Here is a 24,489-nt window from a genome sequence, read left to right as displayed (position 1 = left end):
ACGGTCATCTAACAGTGCGGTAGCGTCCACTGCATGACGTCGATCGAACAATCAAGGTCCCCGCGCGGCCCGTACCTCCGCCTCGGAGTCCTGGCGGCGGCGCTCTTCGTCGTCGGCACGAACGCCTTCGTCGTCGCGGGTGTCCTCCCTCAGATCGCTGCAACTCTGCACGTCAACACGGCACAAGTCGGCTACACCATCACCGTGTACGGAATCGTCGTAGCGATCGTCTCCCCGGTAATCGCAACGATCTTCGCGAAGGTGCCACGCGCTGCACTGATGGCTGTGGGGCTCGCGGTGATCACGGTAGGTGTCGCCGTCACGGCCGCATCCACCACCATCGGATCCTTCACGGTCGGACGCTTGGTGGCGGCTCTGGGGGGTGCCGCGCTCGTGCCCGCAGCGACCGCCGTGGCACCACGGCTCCTTCCGCCCGAGCGCCGCGGTCGAGCATTGACCGCGGTAGGCCTGGGCTTCACCCTGGCGACCGCGCTCGGGGCACCCGCCGGGACGGCGCTTGCTGCGGTGACGAGTTGGCGGGTGCCGTTGGTGGCCGTGACCATCGTGTCCGCCGTCCTGGCCGTTCTCGTCGCCGTCAGCCTGCGCCGCGCACCGACCGACGCGCCTCTCTCCGCCCGAGCTCGCCTCGGAGTGCTGAGGGAGCGCCGGGTCGCCGCTGCCTTGTTGACGACGGTGTTCCTCTGCTTGTCCTTCAACATCGTTTACTTCTTCAGCTCCGCCGTCTCGGCTCCTGTGACGCACGGGAACGGGTCACGCCTGGCTGTCCTGCTGCTCCTGTACGGCATCGGCGGGATCGTCGGCACGCTTCTTGCCGGCCCTATCACCGACAGGTTCGGCAGCGGGGCCATCTTCACCGCCGCGATTACCGTCGAGGTAGTCGTCTTCGTGCTGCTGACACTCGCCGGCAACTCATTCGCTGAGGCCGCTGTCCTGTTCGCCTTCTGGGGACTCGCGGGCTTCGGCGCAGGCATCCCCCTCCAGCACCGTCTGGTGAGCATCAACCCGGCCACCGCAGGAATCGCCCTGTCCTGGTACAACACGGCCCTCTACGTCGCCATCGCGCTGGCTCCGATCCTGGGCGGCCTCGTCGTGGACGCGCACGCTCAGGCTTTGCCGCTGATTGGCGACGGAGCGGCTGTGCTTGCGCTCGTGGTCTTCACCTTCACCCGAGACGGCCGGCCGAACACGCACACGGCCACCCTGAACCGGCCCGCAACCCAAACCACCCCTCCCGGAGGACAGAAATGACCAACTCAAACACCGAACCGTCCGACGTCCAACTGCTCCTCGACCAAACGGCGATAACACAGCTCGTCTACCGGATTGCCCGTGCGATGGACGCGCGGGACTGGGCGCTCCTCAGTGACTGCTTCACCCCGGACGCAGTCGGCGACTTCGCAAACGGCGACGCCGATGGCTTGGACGCGATCCTGACGCAGTACCGGAACTTCCTCAACCCGCTCGAGGTCACACAACACCTCGTCAGCAACGTCGAACCTGCTGTCAGCGGCGACACCGCAACCGCCCACACGACGTTTCAGGCCCAGCACCTCCGCACGACCGACGGCACCGGCCAGTACCTCCTCGGCGGAAACTACGACGACGAGCTCATCAAGACCACGGCGGGCTGGAAGATCCAGAAGCGACGCGTTCGGGGCCTTTGGAGCGCTGGCGACGCCACCGTCTTCGCTCGACCTCTCACGCGTCCCAGCGCCTCGAACTGACCGTCGGACCACCACCGCAAGCGGCCCTGGCGCGGTCGAACGAGAGCGGTCAGTTGTCCGCCTCGTCCGCCCGTGAGGGCGTGCGGACGATGGCGACCTGCTGCTCAGCGTGCCCTTCGCAGGCCCATGATGTCTCGGAACCGGCGTGATCTCGACCGGCGACGTCTGACCACGAACAAACACCCGCAGAATTCGCCGCCGTGCCATGGTTCGCTCGAGCGGCGGGGCCGTCTGTAGGGCGTCGTCTCTTACTCCTCGAAGTGCTCTCCGGTCCTACGCCGCCGGGCTGAAGCACCGCTCGTTGCCAAGTTGTCTACCCACTCGCGAAGGAGTGCGCTCGTCGCCCCAGGGCAATCTCGGTGAGGACTGTGCCCTGCCCCGGCCACCGTCTCGTACCGCACACGTGAGTTCGCGCCCAGCACCTCCCGCGCGATGGACGGGCCGAAGACCGTGAAGACCTTTGGATCGCCAGCGATGATGAGAGTCGGAGCACGCAAAGCCGCAACGTCGGCAAGCCGGTCCCAGGGATCGTTGTCGTCAAACGTTGCAGCGACGGCGGCTGGGTCGGCGGCCTGAAGGCCTACGAATCGCTCGGCATGGTCTCGAGCATCCCAATGAGGCTGCTCGGCCACGACCTGCTCAAGCGAGCTCTCAAGAGCGATGAGCTCTTGACGACGGGTATCGGCCCTGACGCCCTCGTCGAGCCGGAGAACAGGATCGATCAGCACAAGCTGGCGCGCCCAACTGGTGTCTCTTGCCGCGGCACGGACAGCGATCGCGCCCCCAAGCGAGTGCCCGACGACGACATCCCAAGGACCGGAGGCCGGCCGCAGCGCAAGTACGTCGTCCGCGTAGTCATCATGGCGAGACGCACCACCACGCGTCCCCGCACCGTGGCCCCGAAGATCAGGCGCGGCTACGGACCAGCCCATTGCCTGCAACTCTTCCTCGAAACGCCACCACGTGCCGGCCGCGCTGCCAAGACCGTGCACGAGCAGCGCGCTGCGATTCGTCATGGCACCACGCTATCGGCCCCGACGGAGACTGAAGGTAACGACCGCCCCGCCATCCGTGCATTACGCGAGCCCTCCACCGGACCGTACGGGAAGGTCCGCAATTACTCATTCTGGACGCGGAGGACGCGCGACCGACGCGGAAGACCGCCGCAGAGCGCATCCAAGGAGAGCTCCTGCGGCCGTAGCGCCCGGTAGACGATCGGTCAGCGGACGAAGCCATCGAGCGTTCATATAGCGTCATTCGCGTGACCGACATGCAGCAGCGCAGCCTCCTTGAACGACTTGTCGGGAAGCCAAGACCGTGGGTCGTCTGGGCATATGCCGGCCTTGCCGTTATCTGGGACCTCCTCGCCATCATCGATCCGTCCAGGCTTCACACCTTCATGGCAATCGCGTGGACGATCCTCGCCGGGCTCCAGATCGGCTCCGCCCGCTACGTCCGCCGGCAGGAGCGAAGCCGCGCTCACAACGCAGACAGAGGTGACGTCGCCCACTGACCTCAACGGCGCGTCCGGTAGCCGATCGGCTACCGGGACGACAAAGGACGAACTCGCTATCAGCCCGTCGTGTTGACGGGTGCGGATGGTTCGTCGGGTTCGTCGGGTCCGTCGGCAACGAACTCCATCGTGATGAGGTCCAACAGGTCCCGTGACAGCACGGCGGTAACGATGCGTCCGTCGGGCAGCGGCGCACCGACCCCGACCACGAACGCATCCGTGTCGATCATCATCCCGCCATCAGCGACAGCCCCATCGACGATGACGTCCGCTGACTGCACCGCAGACTGCTGCACCAGGGGTGTCCACGGTTCTTCGGTCGGATCACCGAGCCCGTAGTCGCGACGAAACGAATTGTGAAGGACGTAGTCGACATGCTCGGTGAGCAACGTCGGCAGGTCTGCGGTCGTTGCGTCGGGTGCTGACCAGCACCACGTTCTCCTACTCCGACGGTCTGGCCCTGTGGGAGAAGGCGCCCAACGCCAAGGACTTCGACGTCGTCGAGGGTGCTGGGCACTACGAGATGTACGACGAGGCGGAGTACGTCGACGAAGCAGTCGAGACCCTGCATGCCTTCTACCGGGAGCACCTCGCCGACTGAATCGCTCGACAGCATCTTCCGCGGATGACGAATGGGCACCGCCGCTTGTAGATCTCCAGGGCTTGGCAGCGGCCACGGGACGATCGGCCGCTGAGACGAGACCACCCGAGCAGAGAGGGTGTCCATCGGCGCTCTGGTCCGCTGATCCACGTTGAGCGTTCTCGTAGATCGTTTCGACGCTGATCCCAACCGAAACCTGATGCACGTGCGACTCATCGCGCCGATCGGCGTTTCCCGGTCCGCGTCGAGACGGCGACGAGTGCGAGCGCGACGAGTGCGGCGATGCCCGCCACGAGGAGCACCGCCCACGTGCCGAGGTGGAGTGCTGCCGCACCGAGGACGGGAGCGACGGCGATGCCGACGTACGTCGCGGTTGAGTACCACGACAGTGAGACGCCGATCTCTGCCGGGTTCGCCGCGACGAGGACGGCCTGGATCCCGATCTGCGGGGCGATGGCGACGAGGCCCCAGACGGCGTAGAGGGCGATCGCGCCGGGGAGGGAGTCGGTGGATGCCGAGAGCGCCGCGTAGACCGCGGCCATCGCGAGGAGGCCGAGCACTGTGGCCCACACGCCGCTTTGACGATCCACCGCGACGCCACCGAGCCAGGTGCCCACCAGGGTTGCGAGCCCGAAGGAGAGCAGCACGACGGCGAGCAAGGCGGGGCGCCCGCCGACGACCGGCTCGAGGACCTCGGAGGTGAAGACGTAGAGCACGTTGAACGACACCATGTAGGACACCATCGCGACCAGCGCGAGGAGGATCCGGCGATCCGCGAGGACGCTGAAGCGCTCCCGCAGCGACCGCGCGGCAGCGCCGGGGATACCCGTCATCGTCGACCCGAGCGTGAGCGCGAGGAGGCCGGCGAGCACCGCGATGCCGACGAGCGCGGCCCGCCACCCGATCCCCGCAGCGACCGCGGCGCCGAGCGGCGACCCGAACGCGATCGCGCCGGCGAATCCTGCGGTGACGATCGCGATCGCGCGTCCACGGTGGTGCGGCTCGACGAGCGTCGGGGCAGCGGCGGTGGCGGGCGGCACTAGGGCCGCGCCGCCGAGCGCGGCGACGATCCGGCCGACGATGAAGACGTCGACGTTCCCAGCGACCGCCGTGACCGCGGTGCCGATCGCGACCAACGCCATCCCGGTTGTCAGTAGGCCCCGGCGTGGGACCACCGCCAGGAACGTCGCGACCACCGGCGACGCGAGCGCGACGACGGCGGCGTACCAGGTGATCGCCGTGGCGACCGTCGCGGTGGAGGTGCGCAGTCCCTCGGCGAGGTCCGGTAGGACGCCGGCGATCACGAACGCGTTCGTCCCGACCACGAACAGTGCAGCAGCGAGGACCCACAGGCGTGCCAGTGCAGGAGCGCCCATGCCACGAGCCGGATACGATCGTTCGAAGGATGTCATACGGACACGCTAGTGGACCGTTAGGCTTTTATCGAACGATTGGATGCGCAATGCCCGAGTACCCGAGTGCCGACCTCGCGGACATCCCGCTCGAGACGGTCCTGAAGGCGCTCGGCGATCCCACACGCCTCGAGATCGTCCGGATGCTCGCCGACGGCGCGCCGTTGCCGAAGAACGACGTCTGGGCGGCGTTCGCCGCGTCGAAGGCGACCTGTTCGTACCACTTCAAGACCCTCCGCGAGGCGGGCGTGGTGGTGTACGAGGTGCACGGCCGCACGCACGACATCCGCCTGCGTGTGAACGAGCTCAACCTGCGGTTCCCTGGCCTGCTGCTGGCTGTGACATCGGGCCCGCATCGCTGAGGTCACCGGAACAATGCCTTGACGCACCGCATACGCCGCGATCGACGCTGCCATTGGCGTCGTCGACGCTGACTGCTTGAATCGCGCAGGAGTGCAGCCCGACGGCATCGCCGCCCTTCGCGCTCGGTTTAGCTCCGACGCAACCCCGTCTCAGTAACCGATCCTTTCCTGGTCACTGGACTTGAAGAGCGAGGAAGCTCGAGCGGTGCAAGCGAACATCAGATCGGTGACGGTGCAGGGCCGGGCTCAGGACCGTGACGCCGACCTCGACCGTGTACAGCAGATCGAAGTTGAGACCGATACGGGTCACCGTTATGTGGTCACCTGCGAAGGCCCACCGGTTGGGTCTCCCTCGGACTGGAAGGTGACTAGCGCCGATGATGGTCACCTGGTCGGTAGTGTCCGGTTACTTGGCGCAGGCATGCCTGGCGCGACCAACTACCGGTACAAGAGAGCCGGCGCGCTCCTCGCGGGCGGTAAGCAGTTCGATCTGTGGAACGCGGTGCAGTCCCTGTTGCGGTGATGGCCCCTGCTGGCCGGGCATACAACCAGCGCTCGGCCACTTCGCGGAGCTCTTGAGCGTGTCCGATAGCCGGTCGTCCACCGGTACACGGTTGGCGGCGACAACTACGACAACTTACCCGTCTCCTGCTTGACCTGGGGATTCCCGTATGACTGTCCCGCGAAAATGCCCGGTGAAGGGGCGCTAAACGCAACACCGTCCACGTACCCGAGCAAGGGTGCGGCACTTCCAGTCGGGTGACGCCAGCGCGGGGACCAGATCGCTGCGCGTCCCGCTCGAGCACGTCCCTGCCGAACGCCGTGTTCACCTCGCCAGCGACCTAGCGCGCACAGCACGCTGCTCCTGACTCGCCGGGAGACGACCCCTGACGGAGGCAGCACCGAGGAACGCGCTCCGGCGACAAGTTGTGTGCGAAAAAGACAGGTTATTCGCGCGGCGACAGTATGTTCGCAATCGATCTCGTCGCTCGGGCCCTCGCTCGGTTGCGTTCGCAGTTAATCCTGTCGCTGACCGCCTTCGCGACAAGTTCGGCTGCGAGCGCGACAAGATCGGCTGCGGACGACAACAACTGTGAGTGTCATCGCAATGTGTCGCGTACCTCCGCCTGACATCGCCGATTGCAGCTTGCTTGTCGCCGAACTTTTGCAGAGTTTCGTGTCGCCTGAGCGAAACCCCCGGTCAGAAGGAACGGTCCTCATGGACGGTTGCCTGGTGCCCGCCGGCAGATGGCTTCAAAATCCGGAGCTCGCAGTCCCGGAGCTGAGTGTGCGCTTCGTATTCCGCGAAGTTGCGTGAAAACAGGCAGGTCTAGGGAGAGCGCAGCTGTCTCCCCTGCGAGACATGACCTTGACCCTTTGTGGGGACCTGACGATGTCGAAGCTTCGGGCTACGGTCAGCTCCTGTGGAGCAGTCCTTCGTCTTCGACCACGCAGCGCTGCTAGCGGCGTTTCAAAAGGACGGCGATCCCAGGTTCCTGTGGGGCCTCGACCGGAGCACCGGTGGCCTTTTCTACCTCGAGGACAACCAGGCCCACGAGCGGCGCGACCACGTCGTTGCGAACGTGACGTGCCCTGTACCCGGATGCGACGCACAACTCACCACCGTCCACAGCACCGTCAAACGCGATCACCTGCGCCATCTGTCCTCCGCCGGCGGACACGGGCACGAATCGCTTTCCCACTCCCAGGGCTGCGCCTTGATCGAAGAGTGGCTCCGGCTGAAGTACCCGCAGTGCCGCGTCAAACGCGAGGAGTACATCAGCCCGGAGGGCGAGAGCCGCGCCGACGTTCTCATCACGCATCCGTCAGGTGAGCGCGTTGCGTTCGAGGTGCAGTACTCGCCGCTCACCGCCGACGCTTGGAACGAGCGACACGAGCGCTACCGTGCCCGCGGCGTCCGCGACGTATGGCTCTTCGGCCACACCAGGAAGCAGCTCAAGCTCGACAACGCAGGCCGGCTGCAGTCGAACCCCGCCCTTGCTGCTGTCGCGGCGACGGGAGTTCCGCTGCTCTTCATCAATCCTGAGGCGCGGCAGGTCGCGCTTGCGACTTCCTGGGTGTCGTCCTTTTCCGCTGAGATCGGCGCTGTGACCCTGCCGCCGGACGTTCCCGTGCTTGGCGGCGCTGACGGAGCAGTCCTCGAGGTGTACCCGCTTAAGCACTTCCGCCTCGGTCGTCCCGCGTTGACCTCGGACCGAATCGCGTGGCTGCTCGACAACGCGCGCGAGCTGCCGGTCTACAACGAACGGCAGCGCCAGCTGTACGCCGAGCGGCTTGAACGCGATCGCCTCCGAGAACAGGCCCGGCGCGCGCAGCAGGCAGAGCAGTGGGGACGCGGTCGCAAGCGCCGCGAGGCTCAGGTCGAGGCCATCCGCACTGCGCTGCAGGTGATCGCGCCTTGGAATACATCGCACCCGGCGGTACCGCTCATCGAGCAGTTTCTCGACGGTCGCAGACCGCGGGATCTTGGTCGGACGGGCAACCTCGAACAGTGGAAGTGCATTGCATACTTCTTCCACATCGCCGGCCAACTCGAGGTCCGCTTCGGCGTTAAGGACGTTGCTGACTCGCTCTACCGACACCGCATCCAACTTGGCCAAGGGACTTACAAGACGATCGGTCGCTGGCTTAACGAGCTCGTCTACGAGGAGTTCCTCTACGAGGGCCGAGGCACCGACGGGTTCCCCATCTATAAGCCGCACTTCACCGGCACCTGGTGGTGGCCGCACGTCCGCCCCTCGGTGAGGTGGGCGCGTGAGCTCCGACGCACTCGACCGTTCAACCCTCGTCCGTGCTGTGCACGAGGCGCGGGACCGACGCCTGCGCCTGGTGCACGTCACCATCGCGACTGAGGACGGCGACGGCTACCCGTCGTTCTACGTCGACCGCTGGGTCACTGCGGTGAGTGTGCCGCTCACGAACAACCAGGCCAGGGCTGACCAGTCGCGCGGGTGAGGGCGTTCACCGTCCGCGTGCCCGACGAGATCGTCGAGGCGCTGCAGGCCTCCGTCGCCCAGGGCTCGCAGTCGAAGCAGCAAGGTGACGGGCGCCGCGCCCTGGCTGTCGTCGAGGCCCCGTTAGCGGCTCGCAACGGCGGCCCAGTCTGCATGCTTGAACCATTCAACCATCCCCGCGGCGTCCGTGAGCTGGGCCCGAAGTTTCGCCGTGAGGAAGCGAGACGGGTCTTTCGACCACACAGCGCCGTTCAGCGCCGGAACCGCAGTCGCGTGACTCAATACCAAACCGTGACGGGCACGGGACATCATGACCGAGAGCACGCGCGCCTCTTCGAGGAGCGCGTCTGGGGTCTTCGCCTCGAAGAACGGCACGCTTCCGTCTTCGACACCGATCACGAACACCCAATCGAACTGCTGTCCTTTGCCGGCGTGTCCAGAGAGGAGATGAACGCCCGGACGTGTGAGGAGAGTGGAGTTATCGCCGACTCGAACTCGTCTAGCGATTTCAGTGGGATGCGATGCTTGACTGAGAAGTTCCAGCACCCAACTAAGCGCATCAGCGAGCGCAAGTCGGTTGGCAGGATCTTGAAGCTCGTCGAAGCCCGCAAGGTCGCGTAGAGCTTCGATCGGATCCTTCGAATTGAGCACCGCCGCGCTATCGATGTTTGCAAGTATGGACCGTACGCGACGAGCCGTCTCGGTGTCGAGGACGCCGTCGTCCCAGCGATGCACCTCGAACTCTGACTTCGCAGTGAAAGCGGCATCAGCGAACCGGCGGCGGGAGCCGATACGCGAAATTACACCGACCCGGTGACCTGGAGCGTGCGTGAGGATCGCTCTCGCTACTTTCACGAGCCACTGGGCCTCAGTGTCTGCAGACTGGTGATGAACCTCTGCGGCGACCCCGCCAGAAGGCCAGGTGTCCGGCGCCGCACAAGTGAGTTCGGACCCGAGAGTGAGCGGGGTGACGGCGTTGACAGCCGCAAGCACCGCGGGCGAGGAGCGGTGCGACTCATTCAACTCAATCACAGTGTCGACCTCGGCCAGGATGGCAGCGTGGATCTTCTCCGGGTCCGCGCCAGCGAATCCGTAAATCCCTTGAGCGAGGTCGCCCGCGTAGGTTGTGCGCTTCGCTCCGATTCGGTTGATGATCCGGAGCTGCTGCGGAGTGAGGTCCTGGAACTCGTCCACTACGACCGCAGCAAAGTGGGCGATGTATAAGGTGGCGACCGCGGGATTGGCGAGGATTAGCTCTGCCATCCGAGGAAGGTCGTCGTAGGTCAACCGCCGCTCCCTTACGCGAAGGCTTTCCACCTCGATTGCGTCCAGGTTACCCACAGCGGTCAGACGCTGCATCACCTCATCGTCATCGACCATATCCCGCTTAGCGTTTCGGAGCGCCTTGTCGACGGCCGAGATTTGGCCGTATCTCAGCCCCATACGCTGGCACTGTTCCTTCACCCAATCGTTTTCCGGTAGCTTCCATTCGGGGTCGAGTCCGATCGCAGCAGCATGGGAGCGGTAGAGACGCGAAGCTAGTCCATGAAAGTTGATGATGGTAACCTTGTCGCGAAGCTCGACCGTAGTCAGATAGCTTCGAAGGCGCTCGCGGATGTTGTCCTTTGCGCGGTTGGAGAAGGTCGCAACGAGAATGCGACGCGGGCCGCTTGCGACACCGCGATGAATCATGCCTTGGACTCGCAGCGCCAGCGCCTCGCTCTTCCCGCAACCCGCGGGTGCGACGACAAGCAGCCCGAGTTCCAAGGTGTCGCGAACTCTCAGCTGCAGAGCTGTGGGTTCGACGCTCACAGCTCGGCTTCAATCTGCGCGAGCATCCCCTCGATGCTGGTGATGTTGCGTGCCTCAGTCTCACCCATCATTGTCACAGCAACGAGCGCGGATTGTACTTTCTTCGTGCGGCAGAACGTGGCCACATCAGCCACCGTAAAGGCCCCATCCGAGCCAGAAGCCTTGAGCGACGCAAGCTCGTTCGGTTTGAAAAGTGTAGACGTCTGGAGCGCTGTCGCGAGGGCACTTGCGCCGATGGCTCGGACGTACTCATCCTCGAGATCGGAACGGGAGACCCACACGAAGCTGGCGTTGAGATCCCTTACCGCTATACCTAGGCGATTGGCGACCTTTTTCTCAGCGTCCTCGTCAATCAGCATAGAAACGGGCACATCGAAACCGTCTTTGCCGAATAGGGTGTCGATGGCTCCCATGTCGCCGAAACCGTTGGCTTCGAGGAGGGAAACCCCGAGACGGTCGAGCGTGCGGTCTGTGAGATCTGCGGCCCGTTCGACGATGATCCGGTCGGCTAGGCCTTCTACAGCGATCACTCGAGAGGCCGTGAGGGGCTCGAGGCGGTCACGCACCCACCATCGCACCGTAGTGCGCTCGTCGTGCGAAAGAAATCCGGCCTTTGGCTGCACAATTCGTCCTCCGGGGCGCACCACCACGATTGAGTCCGAGTCGAACGCGCCGACGATGTCCGGCGAGTGAGTGGCAACGACCTTCTGACTGCCGCTGCCCTTCAGAAGGTGCGCCAGGCTGCGCTGGCTAGTGGGGTGAAGATGGATCTCTGGCTCGTCGATACCTACGACGTTCGCGCCGGCGCTGGTCAGGTCGTAAAGCGCGATTGCGTAAAGTGCGCGCATTCCATCCGACTGGGCCGCCAGGTCGCGAGGAGTGCCGTCTTTCTGCACTTGCAGCCGGACGTCGCTCAGCGGGTCCTTATCTGCGCTCGACCCGGGAACGAAGGCGAAGTCCTTCGTCTTGAGTCTGCTCGGTAGAGCCTTGGTCATCTGAGAAGCGAGGTCGTGGCGGACCCGTTTGAGGATTTTCGAGTCGGCAAGGGTGTTGGTCAGGGTCTCGACCGCCTTATCGAAGTCAGTCTGCTCGGCTCCGAGTTCAACCGCCGCGAGGAACTCAGTGAGGGCGGAGCGACGGTCGCTTCGGAGGTCTCTCGACTGCGATGTCGCGCCAAGGAATCGCCAGCCGATCGTTTCGAGTTGCAAACGCGACAACTGGCGGCGATTGCCGACTCCCACCGCTGTACGCTCGATGCTCATCGTGTCTTCGGAGTCGATGGAGGCGGCTAGCCGGATGGTCATCGTAGCTGGGCCGCCGTCCGGATCCACGTTGATCTCGTCAGGAAACGCAGCCTCCTCGTCCCGGGAGAAATCGGTGAGCGCGACCTCGATGACGAGGTCCTGTCCCGCGTCACGAAAGTCTTCGCTCGTGATTTGTGCGTAGAGCTGCGCGGTGGAGGCTCCGAGCGCAAGCTGAAGGCAGCGGAGCACGGAACTCTTGCCGACGTCGTTCGCGCCAACGAGCACAAGATGCTCGCGCACTTCGATTTCGACGTCCGTCAACCGGTCATGGTTCTCGATGCGCAGCTTGCTCAGTCGCATGTGACGAGCTTTCTTCCCCTTGGCGAGACAGAGGGCTCCCCTGCCCGAGCCGCGTCTTGCGACTCTCAGGCCAATTGTCGTTCACGTTCCAACCTCGAAGGGCGGGGCGCGCCGATCCGAAGGGCTTGCAGAGCCCGACCGGTCGACCGAGCGAGTCACCTCTTGCGACCATCTCGTTGCATTCGCCGCGAGGACACTCACCGCGACGATCGAAGCGAATGCTGCGGCATGCACGATGTCCTCAGGACCACGCCTCGCCTTCGAACAGCCGTTATCTCGTTGGTTGTCATGCGGACGCTTCCCGCGTCTTCGTACGCCCTCGGCGATATGCCTTGGTCGCGGCCGACGGCGTAGCAACGTTTGCCTGGATCCGGATGCCTGTGAGCGCGTACGCGCGCTGGACTTCAGGGAGGGAGTGCGAGGTAGTCCAAATGGCGGTGTCCAGGTCCAGCCGGGTGACTCGGCGACTGTAGTCGAGCAGCGCGAGGAAGGTGATTGGCTCCGACGTGACCGCGTACTGCGCCGCCTGATCTCCATAGTGAGCAGCGGCCGCGCCGTCCTCCTCGGTGGACAGAATGCGTTTGACTTCTACGTAGAACCGGCACCCGGGGAACGTGACTCGAACATCGGCTCTGCCACCTGCGATAGCTTGCGGCTCGACTTCGGCGGTCAGGCCTGCTCCAAGTAGCCAGCCACAGATAGAATCCGCGAGAAAGGCTTCGTTCCGGTTCTTGCCTTCCTCAGTCACGGAGGGTCCCAAGAATGGCAGCAGGCGCGGCCCCGTTTGCGGCTGGTTCGTCACCCACCCCGCGAAGCGCACAAGTGCCAGCACCAATGCGGCCAGTTCCGGTCCGCAATCCGAAACCGCGTCCGGCGCGATCCTCGAGATGTCCCCGATGATGCGGCGTACGAGACGGATGTCGGAACGATCGGGAGTCGGGACCGCTGCCGCGGCGTCCCGAATGATCTGCGCGATGGAGGCGGCATGGGCGTTGTCGTCCGTTCCGCCTTCAGCTTTTGGGCCAGACCTCGCTTCAAGGTCCGCGCGAAGCTGCCGAACACCGTCGATGAGGTCCTGACTCTGACCGGTCGAGACGGATGCGAGCCACGTGTCGAGGAAAACCTCGGCCGGTTGATGCGCGGCGAACGCCTCCGCGAGGCGAGGGCGGACTAGCGCGCTGATGCCACGTTGGGCGGCATCGCCCTTGTCGCGAACAACGAGTTCGATGCTGGTCTCGGCCGAGTACAAGGTCCCAGCCGCAGAGATGACTGTCGCAGGAGCGAACCAGTGTTGATCGTCGGCGGATGCCGCCGCCGCCAGTAAGTCGGTCAGCTGCACCCAGCCGGAACAGACGTCCGCGTGGCCCTGGCGCCAGTGGCGACGAAGTCCCCGGTAGCCGCGAATGTAGTCATTGACTCTGAAACGTGCAGCGGCAACATCGTCATCCGTGACGACCCCTCCGTCGGCGAATCGCAGCAGCGCACGGACGGTGGCCAAGTAGGCGGCAGCATCGACCCTGCCGTCGTGCCGTTCCGCGGATTCAAATCGCGCAACCGCATCACGAAGGTGCGCCAGCGCTTCGTCCGTGCCCTGGGCAGTTCCCACCGCAGCGAGCGACCGCAACGCTAACTCGAACTGCACGTCGCCTTCGAACGCGTCCAATTCTCCGAGCGCCTGCATCGTCGGCAACAGTTCGACGTCGTCCCATCCGTTGACTGCCGCAGCGACGGCGCGGACGAGATGAATCGATGCTGATGCGCCAACCTGCGCGACTCGCTGCTGCAAGTGGCCGCGGACACTGTATGAAGAACACCAATCGCCAAGCGCCAAGCGTGTCCACGTCTCTGACGCGATGTCACCGAACAGACCGTCTGTGGTTGCCTGTTCTGCGACGACGACAATGAGCTGGTCGGCGATTGCGGTCAAAACCTCGGGGTTACCTAGTAGCACGTCGTGGACAGCGTCGATCTCAGGGTCAACGGCTGCAGCGGCACCGGTTAGAGCTGCAACCGCGCGGTCCCCGAAGGTCGAGAACTCGCTCCAGTAGGTGCAGACCACCTCTGTGACGGTCAACGGATCGACACCGATGAGCCGCTCGACGTCGTCGAGGAACGGACCTGCGCCTCCGAAGTCGGCAAGAGCGACGTCTTCGTCCTGCATCCATCGCTCGAGGAGTGCATCATCGATCGGCATCGGCTACTCCTTCCTTGTGAACCACAATGCGGCCAATCGTCGACCCCCGGCCGATTGCTACCAGAGAAGTTGCTGCCCGGGTCTGGGTTCGCGCACCGCGGCAGGTTTGAGGATGTCGAGCATCAACTCTGCATTCGCGGAGCTCGCGATCACCTGCAGACCTGTCTCCTCAGCAATGCGCGCGAGTTCCGCCATCATCTGCCGAACGTCGTCGTGGTCCATCTCTTCGCTGGCCGGCGAGTCGATGACCAGCAGCCCGGGATGGCGCCCGACGCCGGCGCGGCTGCCGACGCGGAGCAACGCGATGACCACGGCAATCTTCATCCGCAGCTTTTCGCCGTCGGTGAGGTCGCCGAAGTTGGCGCGTTCTCCACCCTTGACGACGGGGAGGTGCCCGTTTCCCTTGAGGGTGGCTTCCTCCAGCTCACGGAAACCGAGTCGCTTGCCGAGTTCGACCAGGTGCGATGACACCGCGTCGAGGAGATCACCTCGTTCCATGCCGCGCAGCCGCTCCGCTTCCTTTTCAGTTGCTTTCAGCACAGCTATCATGTGGTCTACCCGCGCAAGGTCGTCGGCGCGGACGACGGTCTTCGACCGCTCGTCGATTCGTGCCTGCAACGTGGCAATGCGCAATTCCAGCGCCCGCACGGTGGCGGGATTCACGGTGTGGGTCGTTATCTGTGTACGGAGTTCCGCGACGCGACCCCGGAGTTCATCGCGGATAGAGCGGGCGGATTCCGCATCCGTGTCAGCAGCGGTCAGCGACATCACGAGCCGGTCAACTCGGTCGTCGACGAGGTGTTGTTCGTCGGTGGAGTCGTCGTCGGACCCATCGTCGACCGTCGCGACCACGGTCGTAGCCGTTTCGGCGGTCAAGTCCAGCGGTGAGTCGCATAGCGAGCACTGCCCGTCGTCTTCACGAGCCCAACGAGCCGCATCGACCTGCGCGTCGCATCGAGGGCAGCAGGACGGCTTCAATGCGTGCCAGAACTTGTCCGTCAACGCCGCCTCACGGATGGCAACTCGGTCGGCTTCGGCGACGGCCACTTCGCCGCGGAGGCGGGCAGCGAGGGCGAGGGCGTCCGCATACCTGACTTCTGCGTCCGCGAGCTCCGACGCCGCCGAGCTGAGGTCTGCGCTAGCACGGTCAAGTTCGTCGATAGCATTGAGCTCCGGCAATCCTGCGCGCTCAGCGAATGCTTCGTTCAGCTCCTGTTGCAACGCCTCTGAAGCGCCGCGCTGCTGCTCATCGTCGCGTCGAAATGCCCGACGCGCGCTCGCGGTCTCCGCGTCCAGGTTCATCCACCGGGCGTGTGCGGCAGCTTTGGCCGGCCCCCATGTTGTACCTAGGTAGGTCTCCATCACGAACGCGGCGGTCGCGGGATCGGATCCGAGTGTGGTGGTGATGGTCTTCTTCGGGATGACAAGCGCTTGAGACCACAGCGGCCAGGAGTGCGTCACCATCCCTCCGTCGGCGTTGTCGCTCGCGTTGTTGTTCTTGCGGAAGACGTCCAGTCGCTCGAATCCGAGGCGCTCGCTCATGAATGCGGAGACCGCGTTCTGGAACGTCCCGGCGTCCGAGAATCGGGCGTTGATCACGCCTCCTGCCGCCAGGACAGCGTTCAGAGCGTCGTCCCATGCTTCGGTCTGCGGATCACCGTCCGCATCTTCTCGCATCTGCTTCAACGCTTGCTCGTCGAGCGCCGCCCAGTCGATGTCATATGAGTCGGGCAGGGTGATGATCAGCCCGGCAGGCTCTTGACCGGTGATGGTCCACGCCACCAGCACGTCGTCCTCGCCGACTCGGAGGGCGACGAGTACGTGCCGGGTCCACGCTCGAACATCCACAGCCACATCAGCCACACCTCGCACTGCCCAGAGAATCATCTCCAGGACGCTGGACTTCCCGGCGTCGTTGCGCCCCCGCGTCGCGAACGCCGTCAAAGGCTCCGTGAGCGTGTGCGTGAAGCTGAATGGCTCGAGTTCGCGGGTCTGCTCGTCGGACGCGAGGCGGTTCTTCACGCCGGCGAAGTGAACTGTGTTGACGCGCAGGCGCTTGCGCGACGCAAGAGCGCGCGGGCCCGGTACCGCCTGCGCGTCGCAGGATCCCGGCAATTTCGGCTTCGGACGTTCCGGTCTTTTTCGCGATCCGCTGGTGCCATTCAGTCGTGTCGGTCATGCGTCCTCCTCGAGAAGACTGAGCCGTGTGGCGCGCTCGCGGACACGGTCAAAGATTGCCGGGATGTCGCTTCCGAGCGGCGCATCTCGGTATTCGGGCTGTTCGTACTGGCGTTGCTTTGCGGTCGATCCGACGTAGGCGTCACGCAGGTACGCGACCGCTTCGGCCTGCTGCTCCCACCAGCTCAGGGTCGTCACGGTCGCTCTCATGTCGGCGAAAACTTCCTCGCCTCGTTTGAGGAGGTAGTAATCGTGCCGTGCGCGGTCGCCGGTGTCCGCGCCGCGCCGATGCATGATCAGTGCATACGCGCGGAGTTTCGCGAGCGCGTTGTCAACCGGCTCGTACGCGCCGTACTTGTATCGCATCATCGGGTAGTGGTGGCCTGCCGCCTGGGCACCGAGCATGCGAGACACGTGCGCTCGAACGACCGGTTCAGGTAGCTCGTGCTCCTCGTACTCGGTCATGAGTTCGTCCGCGAGGTAGTCGGGATTCCGCATCCAGAAGTCAAGCTTCTCAAGTCTGGTGAGCGACGTCACTACCTTCACTGCGTCCACAACGTCGCAGTCATCGTCGACGGGCACGCCAAGGACGTTCATCAGTACGAGCAACCGCGCCGCGGTTTGCGCGGACGTGCCCCCTCGGAAACGCGGTGGCCGTGTCACAGCCGTCGTTGTCGCCACAATCCTCCGCTCGTGTGCGTACTCATTGTAAGTAGCGCGCACCCGCAATGTGAGCCTCCGTCGTGTGCACGAGCGGGCGCTGGGCACTGCTGCAGGCTTCGTTGACTCCTTCGTTTAGGCGGCGTACCTGTCAGGAGTCAACCGAACCTGCAGCAGTCCCGCGCCGCGACTTGTCTGTTCGGTCAGGAGGAGCTCGGCGCTCCAGGCGCGCAGGCTCCACTCGACGGCTGGTACACGCAAGGACGAAACTCGAACGCATGCGCAAGCGCTTCGCGCTCCAGGGTCGGCCATTGCTCGTCGCCGCTCGGCTACTCGGGAACCAGGGGAGGGTTGCTGACATCCATGATCTTCTCCTGTTCACGAGTTCCTCGCAGTCGGAAGAGGCGCCGACGCGCCTGCAACCTACGTCCGCACCGCGATCAGGTCAACGAACCGGCGTCAGGTCCTCAACGACACGCACCTAGCATTACCGCGGCAGGAGACAGCTGCGGCGGGTCCTTCAAACAGATGCCGACGGTGGAGGAGACAGCCGGACGGGCGCAGCGTATGGGAGACACCCCTGGTTTCCGACAGATGCAGTAATGATCGACGAGGACCCCCGGTCTCCCGTGTGAGGGGAGACCGGGGGTCCTCGGTGTCGGCGTGCTGGCCGGACGGTCAGCGGGCGACGGCGATCGCGAAGGGCACGAAGCCGACCGACCCGAGCAGACTCGGCACCAGGAGCGCCACCGCCTCGGTGCCCCGAGCGGTGCTGATGTCACCGAGGTCGACCACCCAGTCGTCCTGCCATCCGAGGCTGCTCAGGACGGTCCGCACCAGGTCCTTCGCGTCGGGGTCGTCGCCGGAGAGGAACACAGTGGGTGGGTTCCGGAGCACACCGGGACTCGTCATGACGGAGAACAGCATCGTGTTCAGGCCCTTGACGACCTTCGTCGCCGGGAGTGCTGCCTGCAGGAGCTCACCGAGACTCGTGTCCCGGTGGAGGAGCCCACCGGGGAGGCCGTCGGCGCTCCGGACGGTGGCGTTCGAGACGTCCAGGAGCACCTTGCCGGCGAGTGCCTCACGGTGGCCGGTGAGACGTTCGAGCGAACCGTCGCCCGGGGTCGCGTTGATGACGAGATCGCTGTTCGCGATCGCGGTCGCGACGTCCGAGACGCTGGCGTCGCTCCGGGCCGCGGCGGTGCCCGGGTCGCGGACCCCGAGCGTGACCCGGTGGCCCGCGGCGGCCAGCCCGGCTGCGAGGGTCGTGCCGACGCGCCCGGCGCCGAGGACGGCGATGGTGCTCGTCGTGGTCGTGGTGGTGTTCATGGTCATGGGGACTCCTTGTCCTGAGGAAGCTGCGGGGCGACCGGCGTCAGCGGAGAACCGCGGCGATGCCCGATGCCAGGCCGAGGGTGGTGGCGATGAAGTCGTCGCTGGCGAGGGTCCACGGCGCGCCGGTGGAGTCGATGACGGCGCCGTGGGCCTCCTGCACGAGCAGTGCGCCGGCGACGAGACCGGACCGGACCTGGCCGTACTGCCAGAACGCGTCGGTGTGCCCTGCGGCGACCTGCACGAGCTGCAGGGTCGCGGGGACGGTGGCGGACACGAGCAGTGCGGCGCCGAGCATCCGGTCGATCGACGCACTCATGCGGCGGCGGGCGTCGGCTGCCTCGCCGGGCGCGGCCTGCCCGGTGCCGACGAGTGCGGCGGCCAGGTCGGACTTCGCGGACACCGCGAGGGGTGAACCGTTCAGGGACGCCCCTGCGCCTCGGACCGCGGTGAAGGTCTGGCCGAGGGCGGGCAGGAACACCGCGGTGACGACGGGGACGTCGTCGCGGACGAGTGTCGCGGTGACTCCCCAGTCGACCCGGCCGTGGATGTGGTTCACGTTGCCCTCGGCGGCGTCCGTGACCCACCACTCTCCGGCACCCAGGGAGCCGCGACCTTCTTCGTCGTCGTCCCACCGGGCCTCCGGACGGAGCCGCTCGAGTGCCGGGCGGAGCACCGCGACCGAAGCGGCGTCGTTGTCGCCGATGGCCGCGAGGAGCGTGTCGAGGTCGTCGACGCGGTCCTCGGTCGAGAAGCGGCCGAGCAACACGGTCCCTGCTTCGGTGACCGCGGCCGTGAGGCCGGCGAGCAGCGCGACGTCCTCGACCGTCTGCGCAGAGTTGGTCGTGTCATCCATGGGTTCTTCTCCTTCGCCGCGGCGTTCCTCGTCGCTGTGGTGGCAACGGTAGGAGCGGGCGGTGATGCGCACAAATACAATCCGTGCACATGTAGATTGCGTTTCGTGCAACTGGACCTGAACCTCCTGACTGCGTTGGATGCGTTGCTCGACGAGGAGAGCGTCACCGGTGCCGCAGACCGACTGCACCTGTCCGCCCCCGCGATGAGCCGCACCCTCGGTCGGATCCGCCAGGCGACCGGGGACCAGATCCTCGTCCGTGCGGGTCGCGTCATGCGGCCGACCCCGCGTGCGATCGCGCTGCGGGACGAGGTGCGAGCCCTGGTCCTGCGGAGTGCTGCCGTGTTGACACCGGAACGGGAGTTGCACCTCGACGCGCTGCAGCGTGTGTTCACGATCCAGGCGCACGACGCCCTGACGACGGCACTGGCGCCCGTTCTCGTGCAGCGGGTGGCGACGGTCGCGCCCGGTGTCCGGGTGCGGTTCCTCGGTGAGGCGTCCGGCGGGAACACCGAACTCGGACGTGGGGTGGTCGATCTGGAGATCGGATCAGCGGCGCCGGTGTCACCGTCGATCGACCACGAGGCCGTCGGCACGGACGAGCTCGTCGGAGTGGCCCGTGCCGGTCATCCGATGCTCTCGGCACCGATCGACCTCGAGCAGTGGGTCGCGGTGCCGCACGTGGTGGTGTCGCGCCGAGGCCGGTTGCGGGACCGCGTCGACGATCACCTGGAGTCGGTCGGCCGGTCGCGGACGGTCGTGTCGTCCCTGGCGGCGACCGGCGCGGCGATCGATGTCGTCCGGTCGACCGACGCCGTCGCCGTCGTGCCAGCCTCCGTGGCAGCACGGCTGGACGACGGAGTGGGGTCGTTCCGGCTGCCGGTCGCTCTCCCGCCGGTACCGATCGTCCTCGCGTGGCACCGTCAGTTCACCGCCGACGTAGGGCACCGGTGGTTCCGCGCCCTCACCGGGGACGTGCTGCGCTCCGGGCGGGATCCACGCCGTCAGTCATGATCGGGTTCACGGACCTCGGACCGTCCCCGCACCAGACCGTGCGGCAACTCGAGCGCTGGTCCGAAGCGCACCGGGACGACGTGTCACCGAACCAGGCCCGGTTCGACGCCCGGTGAACCGCCGGGCGGCGACGAGTGCCCGATGCGCGCACCACGGCGCTGACCCCTAGGCTCGGACGCGGACTCGCCGGTGCACGGGGCGCACGGCGGAGGCAAGGGGGAACGCATGTCCATCACGTCCAGGATCAGCAGCGTGGGCGCGGCAACGGTCATCGCAGTCATCGCGTTGTCCGGGTGCGCAGGACCCGGCAGCACTGCGCCGGCCAGCCAGCGTCCAACGTCGCAGGCATCATCGCCGAGCGCGTCGTCGACACCGGACGCATCGCCGACACCGACCGCCGACGCCGCAGGACCGACCGACCTGACGTTCGAGGACGGCACTGCGCTCTCGACGACCGAGCTGCCGGCGTTCAGTCTCGAGATCTCCGCGCTCGGCGACTGGAAGCAGACCGGCGAGGACTCCGCCACGGGGACGCGGGAGTACACGAAGTCGGACGGGTCGGTCGCGACGATCACGCAGCAGCGGATCACCGACCTCGACCCGTCGATCGGGGACCGCGCGGCCACGGAGCAGCTGTTCACGGCTGCCGGGCTGCCGGCCGAGCAGCTCGAGGAGCAGCTCCTACCGACCATGACCGATGGGACGGCGCAGTTCCTGTCGATCGCGGGCCACAACACCGACGGATCGTGGTCAGCCACGGTGGCACGCGCGTTCGCGAAGCCGGGAGCAGCGCTCATCGTGAAGGTGAAGACCTCCTCACAGGAGGCGCTGCGTCCCGACCTGCACGACATCCTCGTCCACGCGACGGTCGTCATCGTCTGAGTCGGCGGTCCTGCTCGTCCACCGTGCACGCCGTCTAGGGTTGCCGCATGGGGACCTGGAGCGCAGAACCGGTCGGCAACGACGCAGCGGCGGACTTCGTCGGCGATCTCGAGGACGAGCGGGGGTGGACCGTCGTGGAGTCGGCACTCACCGCGGCGACGGAGGCCGGACCCGGGATGGACAGTGACGTCGCGGAACTCGCGATCGCCGCCGCCGAGGTCGTCGCGCACGGTCTCGGACGGCCGACGCAGGACGACGCCTACACCGCGACCATCGGGCAGTTCGTCGCCCGTGCCGGCCAGCCCGATGCGGGGCTCGTCCGACTGGCCGCGCAGGCCGTCGCCGCTGCCTCGGCTGACGAGGGCGAACTCGCGGAACTGTGGGACGACGCCGGTACGACCGAGCTCGCCGAGTGGCGTGTGTCGATCGCACGCCTGGGCGCGAACCTACGCACCGACCAGTAGGGCGCATCCCCGTGCGCAGGGTGGAGGCCGTCGGTGCGGGATCGCTCCGCTGGTACCGACCGGAGGCGGAGGACAGCAGCGCGGGTCCCACGCTGCTCTGGCTGCACGGCGGCGGGTTCTTCCGGGGGAGTCCTGCGCAACCCGAGGCCCACGACGTCGCCCGTGTCCTCGCCGACCAGGGCGTCACGGTGGTGACCGCGGCCTACCGCCTGGCGCCGTTCCCCGGCACAGGACCGCTGCGGCGGCGACCGGGGGGTCCGGCGCGGCAACCGGAGCGCTTCCGGCTGCCACTCGAGGACGTCATCGCCGCGGCACGGGCCGTGTCGGCCGAGTCCCCGGAGGGCATCGTCCTCGGCGGCGCGAGTGCCGGGGCGTGTCTGGCTGCCGCCGCCGCCCTGCACGCGGTGGACGACGGCACCCCTCCGGTCGGAGCTGTCTTCGCGTACGGGTTCTTCCACGCCACGCACCCCCGGGAGATCGACCCAGCGCACCGCTCGCGCGGCCACCGTCGGATCACGCACGCGCCGTGGGCGCTCGACGTCGCGAACCGCAACCACGCCGGCACCCGGCGGGCGCTGGTGCACCGGTACGCGTTCCCCGGCGGGCACGACCTGACCGGTTTCCCGCCGACGCTCGTCGTGAACGCCGAGCGCGACACGATGCGGACCTCGGGCGATCGCTTCGCGGCCGAGCTCGCGGCCGCGGGCGGGGACGTGGAACGCCATGTGCTGCCGGGCAGTGCGCACGCCTTCCTGAACCGCCCGGGCCTCCCGGCCTTCGCCACGGGAACCGCGCTCATCGCCGAGTGGATGCGGTGCCGCCGGACTCCCGCGTGAACAGCCGGTGTCCGATCGGTCCGATCACTCGACCGGTCGCGCTCCTCCGCATCCCGAGGCCGACGCCCAGGACGACGTGACCGAACCGTGTCCCACGGTCGGGACCGCCCGGTGCAGGATCGACGCATGGGGACGGGGCGAGCGGCGGCCATCGGCGGGGCGGTGGCGCTCGTCGTCGCCCTCGGCCTCGCCGGGTGCAGCGTCGGTCCGACCACCTGCACGGCGATCGGCTGGGCGAACGGCGTCGAGGTGACGCTCCTCGGTGACACCACCGACGTCGCCACCGTGACCGCGTGCGGCGGTGCCGGATGCGAGCCACCCGCAGCCGACGATCCGCCGCCCTTCCCACCGGAGGCGGACCCGGGGAACACACCGACACCCGTCGCCGGCGGCGACAGCCGGACGCTGTACCTGGGCATGGACACGCCGGAGCGCGGTGCGGTCGCCGTGTACGACCGTGCCGGCCACGTGCTCACCGAGCAGTCGGTGGCGCTGCGATGGGAGAGTCCGCACGACGCGGAGCCGTGCGGCGGTCCGTCCTCCGGTCGCGTCACCGTCCGCCTTCCCGCGTCGCCCGGCTGACCGCTGCGGCACCCGCCGGACGGGAGGCACGGCGCCGGCCCGCACCGCGCCTCCCGTCGCGTTGCCCGGCTGGGGAGTGACCGGACGGCCGCCGGACGAGCCGCGACGTCCCTGCCGCTGTCGAGCGGCCGCCGGTCAGGACGCCGGCCTGCTGAACAGGTTCACGACGTTGCCGTCGGGGTCGCGGACGAGCGCCGACCGGTTGCCCCACGGCATCGTCGTCGGCGCCAGGACGACGTCGCCGGGGTCAGGCTGCAGACGTTCGAACTCGCCGTCGACGTCCGCGACCTCGAACTCGATGAACACCGACCGGTTCGTCTGCGCGGACACGGCGTCCCCGAGCATCGCGACCGTGGCCGTGCTCGCGATGGCCAGGACCGCGCCGGAGCCGCTGAACCGCGCGAAGACCGGCGCGGGTCGTTCGGCGGGGCGGCCGGTGACACGCTCGTAGAACGCGGCGAGACGGTCGACGTCCTCGGTGACGATGCGGATGGATGTGAACGACACGGGTGCCTCCTGGAGCAGTGGTGATCTGGTCCGGCCAGCCTCCCCGACACCCGCGACACCGTCCTGTCGGTGTTTCCCGGATCCGGTCGCCTCCGGTCAGTCGACGTGCTCGGTGACTGATCGGAGGCGACCGTACGGGATGTCCAGGTCCTCGCGGCGGAGCGTCCGCGGCTGCGGACGCTCGTCGGTCAGTTCGATCGACAGCACCCGGTCGCCGCGGAAGGCGCGGACACCGTCCCGCAGGCGGCACCAGGCGATCAGGTACCAGTCGCCGGTCTTGCCGATCGACCCCAGCGGTTCGACCTCCCGGACGGACTCCGACCCCGAGCGGTCCCGGTACCGCAGCCGGACCACCCGGTCTGCCCGGAGTGCGGCGGCGAAGGCCGGCAGCACCGGTGCGTCGTCGGCGGGTTCGAGCAGGTGCACCCGTGACGCCAGGGCCCTGGCACGTCGAGCGTCGTCCTCCGGCATCACCGCGAGGACCTTCCGGACGGCGGTCGCGGCGGCCTGTCGGAAGGGCCCACGCTGCAGCGTCCCGAGCCCGACCAACACCGCGAGCGCTTCGTCCGGTGTGAACCCGGTCGGCCCGAGCGTCGCGGTCGCGTCGATGACGTAGCCCCCGGTCCTGCCGGGCTCCGCCCAGATCGGGAGGCCCGACTGCTGCAACGCCGAGAGGTCGCGCTCGACGGTCCGCACCGACACCCCGAACCGCTCGGCGAGCCAGCGCGCGCTGCGGGGCCGGGGAGCGACAGCGCGCAACTCCTCGACGAGGGCGTAGAGGCGGTCGGTGCGGTTCACTCCACCATCATGCGACTCGGGAGTCGGCGCGGAGACCACGGTCTGGGACCCGCCGACGGCGGCCGAGCTCGACGAGCCCTGCCCCGGGTCCGGGAGTGATCCGGCGGTGCACGTCTGTCCGCACTGCGGGGTCCGGGTTCGCTCCTGGCGGAACGGTTCCGG

General features: G+C 66.8%; 24 protein-coding genes. 12 read left to right on the top strand and 12 right to left on the bottom strand.

The window, feature by feature from the left end:
* Positions 1–33 precede the first annotated feature (33 nt).
* Both DEJ24_RS06455 and DEJ24_RS06450 read left to right on the top strand, forming a co-directional pair.
* Positions 34–1,269: an MFS transporter gene (locus tag DEJ24_RS06455; protein WP_111077807.1), complete on the top strand. Its 1,236-nt coding sequence runs from the start codon at positions 34–36 to the stop codon at positions 1,267–1,269.
* Positions 1,266–1,745: a nuclear transport factor 2 family protein gene (locus tag DEJ24_RS06450; RefSeq protein ID WP_111077806.1), complete on the top strand. Its 480-nt coding sequence runs from the start codon at positions 1,266–1,268 to the stop codon at positions 1,743–1,745. Before DEJ24_RS06455 ends, DEJ24_RS06450 begins: the two co-directional genes overlap by 4 nt.
* A 248-nt stretch (positions 1,746–1,993) precedes the next feature.
* On the opposite strand, the gene DEJ24_RS06445 is transcribed toward DEJ24_RS06450, so the two are convergent.
* On the bottom strand, positions 1,994–2,761 hold the full coding sequence (locus tag DEJ24_RS06445; protein ID WP_111077805.1) for an alpha/beta fold hydrolase: 768 nt from the start codon (positions 2,759–2,761) through the stop codon (positions 1,994–1,996).
* A 245-nt stretch (positions 2,762–3,006) separates the two neighbouring features.
* On the opposite strand from DEJ24_RS06445, the gene DEJ24_RS06440 reads away from it, so the two are divergent.
* Positions 3,007–3,258, top strand: coding sequence for a hypothetical protein (locus tag DEJ24_RS06440; protein WP_111077804.1), 252 nt, complete (start codon positions 3,007–3,009; stop codon positions 3,256–3,258).
* A gap of 59 nt (positions 3,259–3,317) precedes the next feature.
* On the opposite strand, the gene DEJ24_RS06435 is transcribed toward DEJ24_RS06440, so the two are convergent.
* Positions 3,318–3,647, bottom strand: coding sequence for a hypothetical protein (locus DEJ24_RS06435; protein ID WP_146242526.1), 330 nt, complete (start codon positions 3,645–3,647; stop codon positions 3,318–3,320).
* Positions 3,648–3,676: 29 nt separating this feature from the next.
* Here DEJ24_RS06435 and DEJ24_RS06430 point away from each other — a divergent pair, with 29 nt between their 5' ends.
* Complete coding sequence (locus DEJ24_RS06430; RefSeq protein WP_111077802.1) at positions 3,677–3,859, top strand: hypothetical protein; 183 nt, start codon at positions 3,677–3,679, stop codon at positions 3,857–3,859.
* Between the two features lie 212 nt (positions 3,860–4,071).
* Here the strand turns inward: DEJ24_RS06430 and DEJ24_RS06425 are convergent, their stop codons facing one another.
* Positions 4,072–5,235, bottom strand: a complete 1,164-nt coding sequence (locus tag DEJ24_RS06425) for an MFS transporter (protein WP_181436550.1) — start codon at positions 5,233–5,235, stop codon at positions 4,072–4,074.
* Positions 5,236–5,321: 86 nt separating this feature from the next.
* Here DEJ24_RS06425 and DEJ24_RS06420 point away from each other — a divergent pair, with 86 nt between their 5' ends.
* The 3 genes from DEJ24_RS06420 (at position 5,322) to DEJ24_RS06410 (ending at position 8,506) form a co-directional block, all read left to right on the top strand.
* Complete coding sequence (locus DEJ24_RS06420; protein ID WP_111077800.1) at positions 5,322–5,633, top strand: helix-turn-helix transcriptional regulator; 312 nt, start codon at positions 5,322–5,324, stop codon at positions 5,631–5,633.
* Positions 5,634–5,838: 205 nt separating this feature from the next.
* A complete protein-coding gene (locus tag DEJ24_RS06415) occupies positions 5,839–6,156 on the top strand; it encodes a hypothetical protein (RefSeq protein ID WP_111194389.1) in 318 nt (105 codons plus the stop codon).
* A gap of 901 nt (positions 6,157–7,057) precedes the next feature.
* Positions 7,058–8,506, top strand: coding sequence for a competence protein CoiA family protein (locus DEJ24_RS06410; protein ID WP_111077798.1), 1,449 nt, complete (start codon positions 7,058–7,060; stop codon positions 8,504–8,506).
* 225 nt (positions 8,507–8,731) lie between these two features.
* Here DEJ24_RS06410 and DEJ24_RS06405 read toward each other — a convergent pair whose 3' ends face one another.
* The 7 genes from DEJ24_RS06405 to DEJ24_RS06375 all read right to left on the bottom strand — a co-directional run bounded on the left by DEJ24_RS06405 (position 8,732) and on the right by DEJ24_RS06375 (position 19,244).
* Positions 8,732–10,420 (bottom strand): UvrD-helicase domain-containing protein, encoded by a 1,689-nt coding sequence (locus tag DEJ24_RS06405; RefSeq protein ID WP_111077797.1) that lies wholly within the window; start codon positions 10,418–10,420, stop codon positions 8,732–8,734.
* The gene (locus DEJ24_RS06400) at positions 10,417–12,024 is read right to left on the bottom strand and encodes an ATP-dependent endonuclease (protein WP_111077796.1); all 1,608 of its coding nucleotides are present in this window, start codon (positions 12,022–12,024) and stop codon (positions 10,417–10,419) included. Before DEJ24_RS06400 ends, DEJ24_RS06405 begins: the two co-directional genes overlap by 4 nt.
* 286 nt (positions 12,025–12,310) lie before the next feature.
* Entirely contained in the window at positions 12,311–14,218 is a 1,908-nt protein-coding gene (locus DEJ24_RS06395) for a hypothetical protein (protein ID WP_111077795.1), read from the bottom strand.
* A gap of 57 nt (positions 14,219–14,275) precedes the next feature.
* Positions 14,276–16,240 (bottom strand): hypothetical protein, encoded by a 1,965-nt coding sequence (locus tag DEJ24_RS06390; RefSeq protein WP_111077794.1) that lies wholly within the window; start codon positions 16,238–16,240, stop codon positions 14,276–14,278.
* 153 nt (positions 16,241–16,393) lie between these two features.
* On the bottom strand, positions 16,394–16,978 hold the full coding sequence (locus DEJ24_RS06385) for a hypothetical protein (RefSeq protein ID WP_146242527.1): 585 nt from the start codon (positions 16,976–16,978) through the stop codon (positions 16,394–16,396).
* A gap of 756 nt (positions 16,979–17,734) precedes the next feature.
* On the bottom strand, positions 17,735–18,391 hold the full coding sequence (locus tag DEJ24_RS06380; RefSeq protein WP_220033985.1) for an NADPH-dependent F420 reductase: 657 nt from the start codon (positions 18,389–18,391) through the stop codon (positions 17,735–17,737).
* Between the two features lie 40 nt (positions 18,392–18,431).
* Complete coding sequence (locus tag DEJ24_RS06375; RefSeq protein WP_111077792.1) at positions 18,432–19,244, bottom strand: inositol monophosphatase family protein; 813 nt, start codon at positions 19,242–19,244, stop codon at positions 18,432–18,434.
* A 105-nt stretch (positions 19,245–19,349) separates the two neighbouring features.
* Between DEJ24_RS06375 and DEJ24_RS06370 the strand changes: the two genes are divergently transcribed.
* The 5 genes from DEJ24_RS06370 to DEJ24_RS16830 all read left to right on the top strand — a co-directional run bounded on the left by DEJ24_RS06370 (position 19,350) and on the right by DEJ24_RS16830 (position 23,022).
* The gene (locus tag DEJ24_RS06370) at positions 19,350–20,258 is read left to right on the top strand and encodes a LysR family transcriptional regulator (RefSeq protein ID WP_111077791.1); all 909 of its coding nucleotides are present in this window, start codon (positions 19,350–19,352) and stop codon (positions 20,256–20,258) included.
* A gap of 225 nt (positions 20,259–20,483) precedes the next feature.
* Positions 20,484–21,140, top strand: coding sequence for a hypothetical protein (locus DEJ24_RS06365; RefSeq protein WP_146242528.1), 657 nt, complete (start codon positions 20,484–20,486; stop codon positions 21,138–21,140).
* Positions 21,141–21,187: 47 nt separating this feature from the next.
* Complete coding sequence (locus tag DEJ24_RS06360; RefSeq protein WP_111077789.1) at positions 21,188–21,604, top strand: DUF4259 domain-containing protein; 417 nt, start codon at positions 21,188–21,190, stop codon at positions 21,602–21,604.
* Between the two features lie 11 nt (positions 21,605–21,615).
* Complete coding sequence (locus DEJ24_RS06355) at positions 21,616–22,440, top strand: alpha/beta hydrolase (protein ID WP_181436549.1); 825 nt, start codon at positions 21,616–21,618, stop codon at positions 22,438–22,440.
* A gap of 126 nt (positions 22,441–22,566) precedes the next feature.
* Positions 22,567–23,022 (top strand): hypothetical protein, encoded by a 456-nt coding sequence (locus DEJ24_RS16830; protein WP_181436548.1) that lies wholly within the window; start codon positions 22,567–22,569, stop codon positions 23,020–23,022.
* 135 nt (positions 23,023–23,157) lie between these two features.
* On the opposite strand, the gene DEJ24_RS06345 is transcribed toward DEJ24_RS16830, so the two are convergent.
* Both DEJ24_RS06345 and DEJ24_RS06340 read right to left on the bottom strand, forming a co-directional pair.
* Entirely contained in the window at positions 23,158–23,529 is a 372-nt protein-coding gene (locus DEJ24_RS06345; protein WP_111077786.1) for a VOC family protein, read from the bottom strand.
* 96 nt (positions 23,530–23,625) lie between these two features.
* Positions 23,626–24,327, bottom strand: a complete 702-nt coding sequence (locus DEJ24_RS06340; RefSeq protein ID WP_111077785.1) for a YafY family protein — start codon at positions 24,325–24,327, stop codon at positions 23,626–23,628.
* Between the last annotated feature and the right edge of the window lie 162 nt (positions 24,328–24,489).

The sequence above is a fragment of the Curtobacterium sp. MCPF17_001 genome (genome assembly GCF_003234615.1).
Classification (GTDB): domain Bacteria; phylum Actinomycetota; class Actinomycetes; order Actinomycetales; family Microbacteriaceae; genus Curtobacterium.
The sequence above is the reverse complement of the archived record's forward strand: the minus strand, read 5'-3'. Positions and strand labels throughout refer to the sequence as shown.